This is a genomic window from Candidatus Aquiluna sp. IMCC13023 (genome assembly GCF_000257665.1).
Classification (GTDB): Bacteria; Actinomycetota; Actinomycetes; order Actinomycetales; family Microbacteriaceae; genus Aquiluna.
Genome location: NZ_AJKR01000003.1, coordinates 59,445 through 74,643, shown reverse-complemented (window position 1 = coordinate 74,643; position 15,199 = coordinate 59,445). Strand labels below are relative to the sequence as shown.

At 51.8% G+C, this 15,199-nt stretch carries 13 protein-coding genes; 4 read left to right on the top strand and 9 right to left on the bottom strand.

Annotated features, from left to right (window positions below):
- Positions 1-2: 2 nt before the first annotated feature.
- Positions 3-1,664 (top strand): cytochrome bc1 complex cytochrome b subunit, encoded by a 1,662-nt coding sequence (qcrB, locus tag IMCC13023_RS04085; protein ID WP_007541564.1) that lies wholly within the window; start codon positions 3-5, stop codon positions 1,662-1,664.
- A 310-nt stretch (positions 1,665-1,974) separates the two neighbouring features.
- Here qcrB and IMCC13023_RS04080 read toward each other — a convergent pair whose 3' ends face one another.
- The 5 genes from IMCC13023_RS04080 to IMCC13023_RS04060 all read right to left on the bottom strand — a co-directional run bounded on the left by IMCC13023_RS04080 (position 1,975) and on the right by IMCC13023_RS04060 (position 6,783).
- Positions 1,975-2,388: a cytochrome c oxidase subunit 4 gene (locus IMCC13023_RS04080; protein WP_081478847.1), complete on the bottom strand. Its 414-nt coding sequence runs from the start codon at positions 2,386-2,388 to the stop codon at positions 1,975-1,977.
- On the bottom strand, positions 2,388-4,076 hold the full coding sequence (gene ctaD / locus IMCC13023_RS04075) for an aa3-type cytochrome oxidase subunit I (protein ID WP_007541560.1): 1,689 nt from the start codon (positions 4,074-4,076) through the stop codon (positions 2,388-2,390). The genes IMCC13023_RS04080 and ctaD overlap by 1 nt, the downstream gene beginning before the upstream one ends.
- Before the next feature lie 5 nt (positions 4,077-4,081).
- Positions 4,082-4,936 carry an aa3-type cytochrome oxidase subunit II gene (gene ctaC, locus IMCC13023_RS04070; RefSeq protein WP_007541558.1) on the bottom strand — a complete coding sequence of 285 codons (855 nt, stop codon included), beginning with the start codon at positions 4,934-4,936 and terminating at the stop codon, positions 4,082-4,084.
- Positions 4,937-5,013: 77 nt separating this feature from the next.
- Positions 5,014-5,355: an iron-sulfur cluster insertion protein ErpA gene (gene erpA / locus IMCC13023_RS04065; RefSeq protein ID WP_040325150.1), complete on the bottom strand. Its 342-nt coding sequence runs from the start codon at positions 5,353-5,355 to the stop codon at positions 5,014-5,016.
- A gap of 27 nt (positions 5,356-5,382) precedes the next feature.
- A complete protein-coding gene (locus IMCC13023_RS04060; RefSeq protein WP_007541553.1) occupies positions 5,383-6,783 on the bottom strand; it encodes a M20/M25/M40 family metallo-hydrolase in 1,401 nt (466 codons plus the stop codon).
- 36 nt (positions 6,784-6,819) lie between these two features.
- Between IMCC13023_RS04060 and IMCC13023_RS04055 the strand changes: the two genes are divergently transcribed.
- Together IMCC13023_RS04055 and IMCC13023_RS04050 are read left to right on the top strand one after the other, a co-directional pair.
- Positions 6,820-7,362, top strand: coding sequence for a DUF3043 domain-containing protein (locus tag IMCC13023_RS04055; protein WP_007541551.1), 543 nt, complete (start codon positions 6,820-6,822; stop codon positions 7,360-7,362).
- Positions 7,363-7,391: 29 nt separating this feature from the next.
- Positions 7,392-8,402, top strand: coding sequence for an aldo/keto reductase family protein (locus IMCC13023_RS04050; RefSeq protein ID WP_007541549.1), 1,011 nt, complete (start codon positions 7,392-7,394; stop codon positions 8,400-8,402).
- On the opposite strand, the gene IMCC13023_RS04045 is transcribed toward IMCC13023_RS04050, so the two are convergent.
- Genes IMCC13023_RS04045 through hisD form a run of 3 tightly spaced genes read right to left on the bottom strand, consistent with a single transcriptional unit; the run spans position 8,389 to position 11,121 of the window.
- Positions 8,389-9,375, bottom strand: a complete 987-nt coding sequence (locus IMCC13023_RS04045; RefSeq protein ID WP_007541547.1) for a quinone-dependent dihydroorotate dehydrogenase — start codon at positions 9,373-9,375, stop codon at positions 8,389-8,391. The two genes, IMCC13023_RS04050 and IMCC13023_RS04045, sit on opposite strands and share 14 nt — an antisense overlap.
- Positions 9,376-9,382: 7 nt before the next feature.
- Entirely contained in the window at positions 9,383-9,823 is a 441-nt protein-coding gene (gene nrdR / locus IMCC13023_RS04040) for a transcriptional regulator NrdR (RefSeq protein ID WP_040325148.1), read from the bottom strand.
- A gap of 2 nt (positions 9,824-9,825) precedes the next feature.
- On the bottom strand, positions 9,826-11,121 hold the full coding sequence (hisD, locus tag IMCC13023_RS04035) for a histidinol dehydrogenase (protein ID WP_007541540.1): 1,296 nt from the start codon (positions 11,119-11,121) through the stop codon (positions 9,826-9,828).
- A 47-nt stretch (positions 11,122-11,168) separates the two neighbouring features.
- Here hisD and IMCC13023_RS04030 point away from each other — a divergent pair, with 47 nt between their 5' ends.
- A complete protein-coding gene (locus IMCC13023_RS04030) occupies positions 11,169-11,693 on the top strand; it encodes a flavin reductase family protein (RefSeq protein WP_007541538.1) in 525 nt (174 codons plus the stop codon).
- Here IMCC13023_RS04030 and dnaE read toward each other — a convergent pair.
- Positions 11,690-15,181, bottom strand: coding sequence for a DNA polymerase III subunit alpha (dnaE, locus tag IMCC13023_RS04025; protein WP_040325146.1), 3,492 nt, complete (start codon positions 15,179-15,181; stop codon positions 11,690-11,692). The two genes, IMCC13023_RS04030 and dnaE, sit on opposite strands and share 4 nt — an antisense overlap.
- Positions 15,182-15,199: the final 18 nt, after the last annotated feature.

Genomic DNA, 15,199 nt, shown 5'->3' with positions numbered 1-15,199 from the left:
AAATGACTAGTACAACAGAAACCAGCGCAACAGACGCAAAGCCCGGATTCGCAGGAGGGGCTGCAAACTACTTAGACGAGCGCCTTAGCGTCTCGGCAGTCCTAAAGGGCTTCGGTCGCAAAGTCTTTCCTGACCACTGGAGCTTCATGCTCGGTGAGGTCGCCCTGTACAGCTTCGTGATCTTGGTACTATCCGGCACGTTCCTAACTTTCTTCTACCAGCCCTCAATGGCCGAAGTCCACTACGACGGAAGCTACGCACCTCTCAAGGGTGCCCAGATGTCTATCGCCTACGCGTCAAGCTTGGACATCAGCTTTGATATTCGTGGTGGCCTAATAATGCGACAGGTTCACCACTGGGCTGCCCTGCTCTTCGTGGCTGCAGCTGGACTACACATGCTTCGCGTGTTCTTCACCGGTGCATTCCGCAAGCCTCGCGAGCTTAACTGGGTAGTTGGATTCTTGCTTTTCCTTATGGGTATGGGAGCTGGATTTACAGGTTATTCACTCCCCGACGATCTACTTTCCGGAAACGGACTCCGCATTATTGACGGAATGATCAAGGGCATCCCAGTAATTGGCACCGCCTTTAGCTCCGGATTTTTCGGAGGAGAATTCCCCGGGACCGAGGTTGTCGCGAGACTTTACAGCTTGCACATAATGATTCTGCCGGCCCTGATTATTGTGTTGATCGGTGTCCACCTGATGATGGTTATCATTCACAAGCACACCCACTACTCCGGTCCAGGACGCACTGACGACAACGTCGTTGGTTACCCACTAATGCCTGTATACGTTGCGAAAGCCGGAGGATTCTTCTTCTTGGTCTTTGGAGTTGTGGCAGCCATAGCGGCTACCTTCACCATTAACCCAATTTGGAACTACGGACCATACGACCCCTCCCCTGTTTCGGCGGGTACTCAACCCGACTGGTACATCGGATGGCTCGACGGCGCCCTGCGCCTAGCTCCATCGGGCTGGGACATCTCGATTTTCGACTACGTCATACCAATGGGAGTTATGGTTCCACTGATTGTGTCGTTGTTGTTCCTGGCGCTAGTTGCTGCGTATCCATTCATCGAGAACTGGGTTACAAAGGACAAGCGTGAGCACCACGTGCTGGACCGACCAAGAAACGCCCCGACTCGCACTGCAATTGGTGCTGCCGGAGTTACCTTCTATGCCGTTCTTTGGGCTGGTGCGTCCACTGACTTGATTGCTACCAACTTCCAGATGTCGCTAAACCAGGTGCTGGTAGCAATGCAGATCATGCTCCTAATCGGACCAGGAATTGCCTACTTTGTCACCAAGCGAGCTTGTATCGCACTCCAGAACAAGGACCGTGAGGTTGTTCTTCATGGACGGGAGACCGGACGTGTTGTTAGGCTCCCACACGGCGAATACATCGAGGTTCACGAAACAGTGGACAAGTATGAGCTATGGAAGCTAATCGACTACAAGGACTACCAGCCAGTACTTGCCCGTCCAGACGCCAATGGAAAGATAGGTCTCGGTAATCGTCTTCGTTCGGCAGTCTCCAAGATCTACTTCGAAGACCGCATTGCCCCTGTGTCAAAAGCAGAGTATGAGCTTGCGCACGCAGACCACGCGCCAGAGGCTGTTACAGAAAAGCCAAAGCGTAAACAGAAATCAATCAACGCCTAAACAGCCTTGTAACAGACAAACCCCGGACCTTCTGAAGGTTCGGGGTTTGTCATTTAACGCCTATCCCTGGCTCAAAAAAGAACTGCCTAGTCACGTTACCGTTTGACTAGTCCAGGCAGACCTAAATATTGAGACAGCAGGTACCATTCATGGAAGCTGGATGTGAACAGCAATGTCGTTGTCACTCGGTCGACGTAGTGACGGTGGCCCGGTCACGCAGGCGTCAATCGACGCAAGACGATTCGGAGAGCGTAGTAAAGATAATGTGTCTAATGCGGCCTGAGGCCTGAATAGTTTGAAGACCGAACCGTTAGTGGGCGTGAGCTCCGCGTGAATACTCGTATACGAAGCCAAGCACCGCAACGATGGCCAATGGAACAGCGATGAATGTCACCCACCAGCCAACTGCAAGCGACAAGAACAACATTGCACACGCCAAGCCAAGAGCCAATGGCCACCAACTCCAAGGGCTGAAGAATCCAACCTCGCCTGAATCGTCAGCGATTTCGCCGTCAAGACGGTCCTCCGGCAGCTCTGAGTCCTTGCTCAGCCCGCTGTAGAGGAAAAATGCGATCAACAGCGAAAGCAGAACCGAGAAACCGATAACGATGGTTCCAATCGGCTCGACATATCCGAACACCAGGTAAGAAACAATCACGTAACCGACCGTGGCAACCGCAAGGTAGGCGGCCATTACCATTTGCAGCCCGATGTTAGACCGCATTAGGAAATGCCCTCTTTGCTATAAGAAGCCTTAGCTTCCGGAGCCGCATGCTCTGGATAGTTCAGGTCAAAGGCAGGCGACTCCGAACGAATCCTAGGGATTGAGTGGAAGTTGTGGCGTGGAATTGGAGACTCGGTCGCCCACTCAAGCGAGCGGCCGTAGCCCCATGGATCCTTGAGCTCAACCATCTTGCCCTTGCGAGCAGTGATCCAGACGTTGAACAAGAACGGGATCATGGAAAGAGCTAGCAGAGCAGCTCCGGCTGTAGAGATAAGGTTCATCTCGGTAAAACCGTCTTCCGGAAGGTAAGTGGCGTAACGCCTTGGCATACCCAAGACTCCAAGCCAGTGCTGAACCAAGAACGTGGTGTGGAAGCCAACGAAGAGAATCCAGAAGTGGATCTTTCCAAGCCTCTCATTCAACATCTTGCCAGTGAACTTGGGCCACCAGAAATAGAAGCCTGCGAACATGGCGAACACGACAGTTCCGAAGACTACGTAGTGGAAGTGAGCTACCACGAAGTAGGAGTCAGAAAGCATGAAATCAAGAGCAGGAGAGGCCAAAATCACTCCGGTCAAACCACCGAACACGAAGCTAACCAAGAACCCTAGACTCCAAAGCATTGGCGTTTCGAAAGTGATCGATCCGCGCCAAAGTGTTCCAATCCAGTTGAAGATCTTCACTCCAGTCGGAACCGCAATAAGCATCGTAGTGAAAGCGAAGAACGGAAGTAGGACCTGACCGGTGACATACATGTGGTGGGCCCACACGGTCATTGATAGAGCGGCGATGGCGATGGTGGCGTAGACAAGGGTCTTGTAGCCAAAGATCGGCTTGCGGCTAAATACTGGGAAAATTTCCGACACGATGCCAAAGAACGGCAGCGCAATGATATAAACCTCTGGGTGACCAAAGAACCAAAACAGGTGCTGCCACAGCATAGCTCCACCATTTTGCGGATCAAAAATGTGAGCGCCAAATTGACGGTCAGCGCCAAGCGCGAACAAAGCAGCTGCCAAAGGAGGGAAAGCCATAATGATGAGGATCGAAGTCACAAGAGTGTTCCAGGTGAAAATCGGCATCCGCCACATTGTCATTCCTGGAGCGCGCATTGTGATGATTGTGGTGATGAAGTTCACTCCACCAAGGATTGTTCCAAACCCTGAAAGCGCAAGCCCAAATACCCACAGGTCTCCTCCGATTCCCGGTGAGAATGTGGTGTTAGACAGGGGCGCATAGGCAAACCATCCGAAGCTAGCAGCTCCCTGAGGTGTGAAGAATCCTGAAACCGCGATTAGGCTTCCGAAGCTAAAAAACCAGTACGCGATCGCGTTTAGTCTTGGGAAGGCAACGTCAGGGGCTCCGATTTGCACCGGCATCAATACATTTGCGAACCCTGCGAAAAGCGGTGTTGCAAACATGAGCAACATAATTGTTCCGTGCATGGTGAAAAGCTGGTTGTACTGCTCTTTGGTGGCGACAATTTCAAGACCCGGCAATGCCAGCTGCGCTCGGATAACTAGGGCCATTACTCCACCCAGCAAGAAATACAGGAATGATGTAATCAAGTAGAGATAGCCGATTTTCTTGTGGTCAGTGGTTGTCAGCCAATCAACAATGATCTCACCCTTGCTGCGCTTGGGCTTGAAGGTAGAAGGGTTTGTCCTGGTTGGTGTGATCGTAGCCATGATCTCTAGCCTCTAATAGTCGGATCTCCGCCAGGGAGATTTTGGTTTCGGTCATACTCTGTTGAAAGCTGCCCTACGTTTCCTTGCGTGGCAAGGGCACCCATTCTGGAGTCATAGTCTGACTGGGAGACAACCTTGACGTTGAACAACATCATCGAGTGATATTCACCGCAAAGTTCTGCACATTTACCCACGTAGGTACCCTCTTTCAAGGGGGTGAAATACATGTTGTTCGTGTGCCCAGGGAACATGTCTTTTTTGTAAAGGAAGTCAATAACCCAGAAAGAGTGAATTACGTCTCTGGAATTTAGTTCTATCTGGATGGACTTGCCAACGGGCAAGTAAAGAGTAGGCAGGGTCTCGAAGATGTTCTCTTCCTTGCCAGTGAATTGAGCCTGGATACCGCTGTCAAAGACATTGTCATCTACGTAATTGAAATCCCAGCTCCACTGCTTGGCTATAACTTCAATGTGAACATCTGGGTTTTCCACTTTGGCTTCGATGGCGGTCATGTCTCTTGCGGTGAATGCAAAGAAACCCACCACAAGAATCAGCGGAATCACCGTGAAAAGCGTTTCGATAGGGAGATTGTAGCGAAGCTGAGATGGGAGGCCAGTGGCACCGATACGACGTCGGTAGACGATCAAAGCCCAAGCAATTAAGCCCCATGAGACTACTCCGACACCCAGAAGTACGATCCAAGAGGTAGTCCAAAGTCCAATTATTCGGTCCGTGTGATTTGTAACTCCGGAGGCGTCTGGTAAAAACCCTCTTTGGAGCTCCGCACTGCAACCGCTCAGCACCAAAGTAAGGCTTGAGAGCAGGGCAATTGCCGCGAAGCGAGAACGGTTTTTACTCAATTTAGGTCCTTCAGTGGTTAGCTTGAACTACTTAATTCTAACCGATGAGGGTTAGGAAACTGCCTAAGAACCAAGGTTTAGCTAAAAGAGTCTCCGCATGCGCAGCTTCCGTCGGCATTTGGGTTGTCAATCGTGAATCCCTGCTTTTGAATTGTGTCCTCAAAATCAATTGAGGCACCGTCAAGGTATGGAACGCTCATAGGGTCCACAACCACTTCGACCCCGTCAAAGCTGACGATCGCGTCAATTTCCTCGAGCTGCTCATCAAAGAACAGCTGGTAAATCAGTCCCGAACAACCGCCCGGCTGAACCGAAACCCTGAGACGTAGGTCATCTCGACCTTCGGCCTCTAGCAAGGAACGAACCTTGGATACTGCAAAATCTGTCAGCTTTACGCCGTGTGTCACTACCTGTGTCATTTGGACCTCCGATAAATAGTTTAACAGTTATCTAACTAAGTCATTCCCGTTGAGCAGAATCAAACTTTGAGCCAATATCGCTCTTTTCAGAGTTGGCAAATGTTGTGACTCGTTTGGTGAATGCGCCCTTGAATCTGGCTCCTCCACACCGGTGACCAGAATTTCGGCGTCTGGGAAAGCTTGAGCAAATTGCGATATGAACGGTATGGAGCCTCCTATTCCCATATTCACACTGGGATTCGGCCACGCAGCAGAAAATGCTTCGTGGGCCAACTTGGCGGCCCAACCATCGTTTGCTAGGTATCCAGTACCGGTTTCATGCCTTCCGAACTCTAACTCTGACCCCACGGGCTTATGGCGATGCAAATGGTCTCTGAGGGCTTCTAGCCCACTCTGCGGATCTTGAGACGGGGCTAAGCGAAGGGAAATCTTGGCCCGGATTGCCGGCTGGGCGGTGTTAGATGCCACATCTACCGCCGGGAAATCCAAACCGATCACCGTTACCGCTGGTTCTCCCCATATTTGCTGCGTTACAGATTTAGTGCCAAGTCTTTCGACCCCGGGCAGCAGGCCGGCTACTTGACCAAATTCCTCATCTGAAAGCTCTGGTCCATCGATGGACACCGAATCCAGACCTGAAATTGCGACGCTTCCCTTTTCATCGGTCAACGAAGCGAGAAGGCGAATCATTGCAGTGTTTGCATCGGGCAATGGCCCCCCATACATTCCCGAATGCAAAGCGTGATCAAGAGTCTTCAGCGTGAAAGTTTGCGAAACCATGCCTCGAAGTGAACTTGTAAGAGCGGGAACGTCCTCGCTCCAGTTACCACTGTCTGCAACAACTATCAGATCAGCAGCTAAGTCGGCGTGGTTTTCCCTCAGAAACTCTGGGAAGGATTCCGAACCGGCTTCCTCCTCGCCCTCAACGAATACAGTGACGCCACTTCGAATTTCAGTGGCAAGCTGAATAAACGCCCTCAGCGAGGTCAGGTGAGTGATAATTCCGGATTTGTCATCCGAGGCACCCCTTCCAAAGAGTCGATCCCCCTTCAAGGTTGCCTCGAAAGGCTCAGTTTCCCATAGCGACCTGTCCCCCGGTGGCTGGACGTCATGGTGTGCATACAAAAGCACATGTGGCGCGCTTGGGTGACCGGCTTTTCTTGCAACGACCGCTGGAGCTCCGAGCTCCCCCGATGGCTTGGCCGCTCTTCGAATTTCGACGAAGTCAAAAAACTGAAGCTGACGGAATTCGTCCGCAACTTTCTCCGCCGAAATCTCAAGATTCCCCTGATCAAAACTTGGCCAAGCGATGCCGGGAATCTTTACTAACTGCCCCAACTTGGCAACGGCGGCAGGGAACAACGAATCGACGAATTTACTCGCGGGTTCAAACCATTTAGGGTTCATTTGGTTAGAAGAAAAAGTCATGCCTGTAATCTAAGGCATACAGGACAAGAGGATTCAATGACTCAAGAAGACAACACTCAGGCTGGCAAAGGCCGCCCAACCCCGTCAAGAAAAGACCGTGAGCTCGCTCGTAAGCGCCCCCTGGTTGGCGATCGTAGCAAGCAAGCTAAGAGCGCAGACAAGGAAAAGAACCGTGCTGAGCGTCAAAAAGCGCGAGAAGGCATGATGGCGGGTGAAGAGCGATATCTTGGAGCCCGGGATAAGGGTCCGCAGCGCAAACTCGCTCGCAGCGTGGTTGATGCTCGCTTCACCGCCGGAGAACTTGTGTTGCCGATGCTGTTTGTCGTGGTTCTAATGACATTCATTGACTCGTACGCGATTCAAATTGTGGCATTGTTTGCAATGTGGGGACTGTTTGCTGTCGTCGCTGTGGATTCCTATTTCGTGGGCAGAGCTGTGAAGAAGAAGCTTGGCGACAAACTCGGAGCTGAGAATCTAGATGGCGGCCTAGCTTGGTACGGAGCAATGCGTTCAATTCAGATGCGGACACTGCGGATACCTAAACCACAGGTCGCGAGATTTACAAAATTAGAGCTTTAGACCGTCCGTAACACTGAAGGGAGTAAAAAATGCAGCACAGGTACCTAGGAAATTCCGGACTAAAGATCTCCGAAATCATTTACGGAAACTGGCTCACGCACGGCTCTCAGGTTGCAGATGAGCAGGCCATAAAAACCGTTCACGCTGCTCTCGATGGAGGAATTACCACCTTTGACACCGCAGACGTTTACGCCAACCTTGCAGCTGAAAAGGTTATGGGCGATGCCCTAAAGAGTCAGCGCCGCGAAGGTCTAGAGATTCTGACCAAGGTTTACTGGCCAGTGGCCGAGATGGGGCCGAACGACGTCGGCCTGAGCCGCAAGCACATCATGGAGTCCATAGACGGCTCACTGAGAAGGTTGCAAACCGATTACGTTGACTTGTACCAGGCGCATCGTTTTGACCACGAAACCCCGCTGGAGGAGACCATGCAGGCATTTGCCGACTTGGTCAGGATGGGCAAAGTTCTCTACGTCGGCGTATCCGAGTGGTCTGCTGAGCAGATACAGCAGGGCCAGGCACTTGCATCGCAAATGGGCTACCGGCTGATCTCAAACCAGCCGCAGTATTCGATGCTGTGGCGGGTAATCGAGAAAAAGGTCGTGCCAGCCAGCCAGGAGCTTGGCCTTAGCCAAATTGTTTGGTCTCCCCTGGCTCAGGGTGTTCTAACTGGAAAATACCTTCCAGGGGCAGAACTGCCCGAGGACTCAAGGGCAACCGTTTCAGCAAAGAATTTTGACTTCATGGAGAAATTCCTGAGCGATGACCTGCTCACAAAGATTCAGAAGCTTGTACCGTTGGCAGATCAACTTGGCCTCAGCTTGGCCCAGTTCTCGATTGCCTGGGTGCTCCAAAACAAGAACATTGCCGCCGCAATCGTGGGCGCCTCAAAACCGGAGCAAATAACTTCAAACATCAAGGCGTCCGGAGTAGAGATTCCAGCAGAATTGATGAAAAAGGCCGACGAGATTCTTGGAGACTCCATCGTCACTGACCCGGAACTAACCAAGAGCCCAAACCCAAGGCCTATCGGGAAGTAAGGCGTTTGGCCCACAACGGCCCAGCGTATACAAATCCGGTATAACCCTGAACTAAATCAGCACCCAGAGAGAGTCGCTCCGAGTAGTCGTCTTTAGTTAGCACTCCGCCCACCGAAATTACAGTCATGGTGGCGGGGAGAAGCTTGCGAATCAGCTTTAAAACTTCGGTCGACCGTTCGGCCAAGATGGGGCCACTAAGGCCTCCAGGCTCGGCGGTGTTGCTCTCGGCAATAAGATTCTCTCGAGAAATCGTCGTGTTCGTTGCGACCATGCCAGCCAGGTTCATTTCAACAACCAATGAAGCTATAGCCTCGATATCAGCATCTATAAGATCCGGTGCAATTTTTAGCAAAACTGGGACATTTCCAGCTGCAGCCAGGACAGCACGAAGGATTGGGCGAAGTTCAGCCACTTGTTGCAAGTCCCGAAGCCCGGCTGTGTTCGGTGAGGAAACGTTTACAACTAGGTAATCCGCAACTGGCGCGAGAGTTTTTGTCGCAACCCCGTAGTCCCTATGCGCAAGCTCTTGACTGGTTGACTTATTTTTCCCAATGTTTATGCCAATAATGGGCAGTCGCTGATTGTCTTTACGCAATTTAGCTATGCGGGCGGCAACCGCCTCGGCCCCCTCGTTGTTGAATCCCATTCGATTTATGAGGCTTTGATTCTTTGGCAGCCTGAAGAGCCGAGGCTTTGGGTTTCCTGGCTGCGGTAATGGCGTCACGGTGCCGATTTCGACATGGCCAAATCCCAGGGCGTGCAAGGCCTTGATAAGAATGCCGTTTTTATCGAAACCCGCGGCCATTCCCAGCCTGTTTTCAAAATGAAGTCCCAATGTGCTGATGTCATCGCGAGCCTTGCCGGCTCTGATCAGGCCCAGACCACTCAGCAACCTCAGCCCAGTTACCACTAACTCATGTGCGAATTCTGGATCAAGCCTGGTAAAAAAAGCCTTGAAGAAAAATCTGTACAACAACTTGCTAGTCCCTCAGGCTCTCGATGGCAGCTTGGAAGTCATCCAAAGAGTCCCAAGCCTGATAGACACTGGCGAAACGCATGAAGGCAACATGATCTAGGTTTCGGAGGGGTTCCAGAATGGCAAGGCCAATGTCTTGAGCCTCGATCGATGCTGCGCCCGTGGCTCTAAGTGCCTCCTCCACCTGCTGCGCAAGCAGGGCCAAGTCCGCGTCGGTTACCGGCCTGCCCTGGCAGGCTTTTCTTACGCCCGAAACGATCTTGTCCCTTGAGAATGGTTCGGTTACACCGCTTCGCTTAGTAATCATCAACGTGGCGGTTTCTATCGTGGTGAAACGCTTTTGACACTCTGGGCACTGGCGGCGGCGGCGTATCGAAACGCCATCATCGCTGGTTCTGGAATCAATTACTCGAGAATCAGAATTTCTGCAAAAAGGACAGTGCAATTTTACTCCTCCAGCCTTATCGATCCAGCCCGACCGTGAGCACTTAGCTTTTCAGCCTCAGAAAATACCCTAAGCCTGTCGGTCACTGACGCCAAGGCATCGGCCGAATAAGTAACATGCTGTTGCGTCCTCAAAAAAGTAAACACTGACAGCCCGGAACTGAACTTGGCTTGTTGGCCGGTTGGAAGGACGTGATTTGACCCGGCCAAATAATCACCCAAACTGACCGGAGAGTGGGCCCCAACAAACACAGCTCCAGCGTGACGGACCTGATTCGCCAGCTCTTCAGAGTTAGCGGTTTGGATTTCTAGATGCTCGGTTGCATATTCGTTTGCTACAGCCATGGCTGCGCTCATGTCAGTAACTAGAACCAGGGCAGACTGAATGCCACCCAAAGATGCTTCGATTCGGTCGCGATTTTTGGCAAGACCCACCTGAACCAAAAGCTCGGCCTCTACTTGCTCAATCAGGCTCGCTGAATCGGTTACCAGGACCGCTGCGGCGTTTTGGTCGTGCTCGGCCTGAGAAATCAAGTCAGCGGCTATAAACCTAGGGTTGGCGCTTTCATCGGCAACTATCAAGATTTCAGTTGGCCCTGCCTCCGAGTCAATTCCGATGACCCCTCTCAGCTGACGCTTAGCTGCGGCCACAAAGATGTTGCCTGGCCCAGTGACCATTGCCACTGGCTCAAGGTTGATTTCAGTCACGCCATAAGCAAAAGCGGCGACGGCACTGGCGCCCCCGATGCCATAGACCTCGTCGATGCCCAGTAGGGCGCAGGTTGCCATGACGCTAGGACTCGGCAGGCCGTTTTCCTGCGCTGGAGAGCTAACCGCAATCCTCGGCACACGCGCAACTTGAGCCGGAACAACGTTCATAACAACGCTGGATGGATAAACCGCTTTCCCGCCAGGGACGTATAGACCCACCGAGTCAACCGGAATAAATAGCTGTTCGACAATTGCACCCTCATCCAATTCAACCCGGACTGAAGCTGGCATCGTGGCCATTGAAACTGCACGAACTCTAGTGATTGCCGTCTCGATAGCTTCCCTAAGGGGCTTATCAAGCTGGTTTAGCGCCTCCACCAATACTTCCTTGGGGACTCGAAACGAAACGTTTTTCAGCCCATCGAAACGTTCAGCGTGAGCATCTAAAGCTACAAGTGAATTTTGTTTCACTTCAGCAATGATTTGAGACACAGTCTCGGATACCGAATCAATGCTGACCGAGGCTCTGGGGAGTAATTCGGCTACCAGGGCAGGTGTTACCTGACCTGAAATCTCGATTTTCCGCACGTTAGAACCCCACTAAATAAATCTGGATGAACTAACCTTATCCCGACATGACTATAGACAATGATTACTTTGACCTTTCTGGGCCAGACGGCCTCAAGGCTGTCTTTCGCAACCACGCAACCGGCATCGCCCTTGTTACCGCAGCCGACGGTGACCTAAACCCAATTGGCTTCACCGCGTCTTCGGTTACCTCGTTGGGGTCGACTCCTCCGCTGATTTCGCTGAATATTTCGCAAGGGGCATCGAGCTACCCTCATGTCTCTACCGGAAAGCTGGTTGCAGTTCACACACTAGATGCTCAGCTGTTGAGCCTGGCTCAGAAATTAGCCGGACCTAAAGAAGACCGGTTTCTAGGTGATGATTTTGAAATAGGACCCGAGTCGGTGCCTATTTTTACGGAAGCCTCAAGCGTCATGATGGCAAGAGTTATCAATAAAATCGAAGTGGAGTCAAACGCCGTGGTGATTTTGGCACTGGAAAGTGCTCACGTGACAAGAAGCTGCGAACAGCCGCTCGTTTACTTTCAACGCGGTTATCACACGATAGGCGACCGGTTGCAGGACAATTTCTAACTAACCGAGTCGGTCCCAAGTAGGGCTTTTAGCTCTCCAAAGAGGTCATGCCCCACCGAGACCCGCTGCGGCAACATAAAGTGGCGATCCGATGATCCCACCAACTTCACCTGCACCTCGCACGGTCCCGGGTTGGCATCAAGAATTGCTCCGAGTTTTAGCAAGCGCTCCTTGGTAGCCAGGCTGTCACTAATTTTTAGTTTCAACACCCCGCCCTGCTCACGTCCGGCATCGAGAATGTCTATGGAGTAGGCCTGCATCATCATTTCCTCGTCGCGGCGAGAGACCCTTCCACGGACCGAAACAGTCTGGTCGGCAACCAAATGCTCTCGGTTCGCAAGATAAGTTTTGCCCATAAACATTATGGAAATTTCACCGGAAAAATCCTCCAGGGTGATCTGACCGTACTGATTCCCGCTGGTGCGAGCCACCTTGTGCTGAACCTGGGTGATTAGGCCCGCCAGAGTAACAGTCTCGCCGTCTTGAATGTCGCTTTGTTTGAGGGCGATCGTCCCCATATCGCTGTTACGCATCAGCATCGACTCTTGTCCAGCAAGCGGATGGTCCGAGACATAAAGGCCGAGCATGTCTCGCTCATTGGCGAGAAGATCCCGCTTAGTCCACTCTGGAAGATCGGGAACTTTTACAACGGAAGGATCATCATCCAGGATGCCTCCGAAAAGATCCACCTGCCCATTAGCGGTTTGCTTACGCTTTACGCTGGCGGTCTCAATTGCTTCTTCAAACACGGCCGTCAGTGCTCGTCTGGTGTGACCAAAGGAATCAAATGCCCCTGCTTTTATTAGAGACTCGACAACTCGCTTGGTGGCAGCCTGCTGACCCACGCGAGTGAGGAAGTCATCAAAACCACTAAACGCTTCTTCAGTGCGGGCCTTGATGATCGACTCAACAACGTTGTGACCAACGTTTCTCACAGCCTCAAGACCAAAACGAATGTCGTCTCCAACAGCTGCAAAGACCCCAATTGATTCGTTCACATCCGGTGCCAAGACCTTGATTCCCATCCTGCGGCACTCGTTTAGATAAATGGCCAGCTTGTCTTTAGAGTCTCCAACGGAAGTCAGCAATGCCGCCATGTACTCGGCGGGAAAGTTTGCCTTTAGATAAGCGGTCCAGTAGGAAAGCACTCCGTAACCAGCCGAGTGCGCCTTGTTGAACGCGTAGTCAGCAAAGGGCAAAAGAGTATCCCAAAGGGCGGTGATCGCCGGCTTAGAGAACTTGTTTTGCACCATGCCTTGGCTGAAAATTTCAAACTGCTTAGCCAGCTCTTCCGGCTTTTTCTTACCCATTGCTCTTCGAAGAAGGTCCGCTTGCCCAAGCGTGTAACCGGCGACCTTCTGAGCAGCAGCCATTACCTGCTCTTGGTAAACAATCAGGCCGAAGGTTGGACCAAGAATTTCTTTGAGTGGCTCGGCCAATTCAGGGTGTACTCCTTCAATCTCCTGCAGTCCGTTTTTTCGCTGCGCATAGTTGGTATGTGAGTTCATGCCCATTGGTCCCGGACGATAAAGCGCAATAACGGCGGAAATATGTTCAAACTCACTGGGCTTCAGGAGTCTCAGCAGAGCTCTCATATTGTCGCTGTCCAGCTGAAAAACCCCGAGAGTGTCGCCCGAGGACAGTAGGTCAAAGGTGTTTTGATCGGAGTTCAGATCCAGGCTCTCCAACACCACCGTTTGACCACGGTTTTGCAAGATGTTCTGAAGCGAATCATCTATGACCGTCAGGTTTCTTAGTCCTAGAAAATCCATCTTCAAGAGACCCAGCTCTTCGCAAGGAGGCTGGTCAAACTGAGTGATTATGGCGCCGTCTTCCTCGCGCTTCATAATCGGTATCACGTCCATTAGTGGCTCAGCGGACATGATTACTCCCGCCGCATGGACACCCCACTGACGCTTCAAAGACTCGAGGCCCTTGGCTAGCTTGAACACCTCTTGGCTCTGAGGATCGGTCTCAATAATTTCCCGGAACTCCGCCGCCTCGGAGTAGCGCTCAGAATCTGGATCCACCAGATCATTCAGCGCAATGTCTCTTCCCAAAACCATCGGCGGCATTGCCTTTGTAAGGCGCTCCCCCACTGAATATGGCAATGCCATGACACGTGAGGCATCCTTCAGGGCCTGTTTGGCCTTGATGGTTCCAAAAGTGACGATTTGCGCCACTCGATCGTCACCGTATTTTTGAGTCACATACTTAATGACTTCAGAGCGTCGACGATCGTCAAAATCAACATCGATGTCAGGCATAGAAAGTCGCTCTGGATTCAAAAACCGCTCGAAAATCAGATCGTGTTTTAGCGGGTCAAGCTCGGTGATACCTAGGGCGTATGAGGCCAGTGAGCCAGCCGCAGAGCCCCTACCCGGGCCAACTCGTATTCCTTGGGCTCGTGCCCAGCGTATGAAGTCAGAAACCACCAAGAAATAACCGGGGAATCCCATGGATTTAATTACGTCGATCTCGTAGGCAGCTTGACGCTTGTGCTCATCGGAGTATCCGTCCGGGAAGCGAGTGTTCATGCCGTCCCACACCTCTTTTTCCAACAAACCAGCCTCAGTTTGACCCTCGGGAACCGGGAATCTAGGCATGAGGTCGCGCTTGGAAAAATCAATTTCACTTCGCTCAGCAATCAGAAGCGTGTTGTCGGCTGCCTCCGGGATTTCAGCAAAGAGCTCTCTCATTTGCTTAGCGGATTTGAGGTAGTACTCCTCAGATTGGAACTTAAACCGATTTGGGTCATCAAGATTCGATCCAACCTGCACGCACAGCAAAGCGTCGTGAGCCACCGAATCTTCCTTCTCGGTGTAGTGCAAGTCATTTGTTGCAACCAGTGGCAGCTGCAGGTCCTTTGCAAGGCGAAGTAAGTCGTCCCTTACTCTTTTTTCGATCTCAAGACCATGATCCATGACCTCCACGAAATAGTTACCTTCGCCGAAAATGTCGCGGAATTCCGCCGCAGTATCCAGAGCCTCTTGATATTGACCCAGTCGGAGTCTGGTTTGGACCTCGCCACCGGGGCAGCCAGTGGTCGCAATAAGCCCTTTTCCGAACTTGGACAGAAGTTCGCGGTCCATGCGTGGCTTGAAATAGTAACCAGAAAGATACGCCTCTGATGAGAGTCGAAATAGGTTTTGCATTGAGTCATTGTTTGTGGCCCACATTGTCAGGTGGCTGTATGCACCACCTCCAGAGACATCGTCTCCCCCTCCGTCGCCCCAGCGAACGCGAGTCTTGTCTTTTCTGCTGCCAGGCGCCAGATAGGCCTCGATGCCAATAACCGGGTTTATGTCGTGGGCTTTTGCTTGCTTCCAAAATTCATAAGCGCCGTGGTTATTGCCGTGGTCGGTAATAGCGATGGCTGGCATTTCAAGTTCGGCAGCCTTTGCGACAAGCTGCTTTATCCTGGCCGCACCATCGAGCATGGAATATTCGGAGTGATTATGGAGGTGGACGAATGACTTATCAGACATTTGCCACCTTTCTTAGAC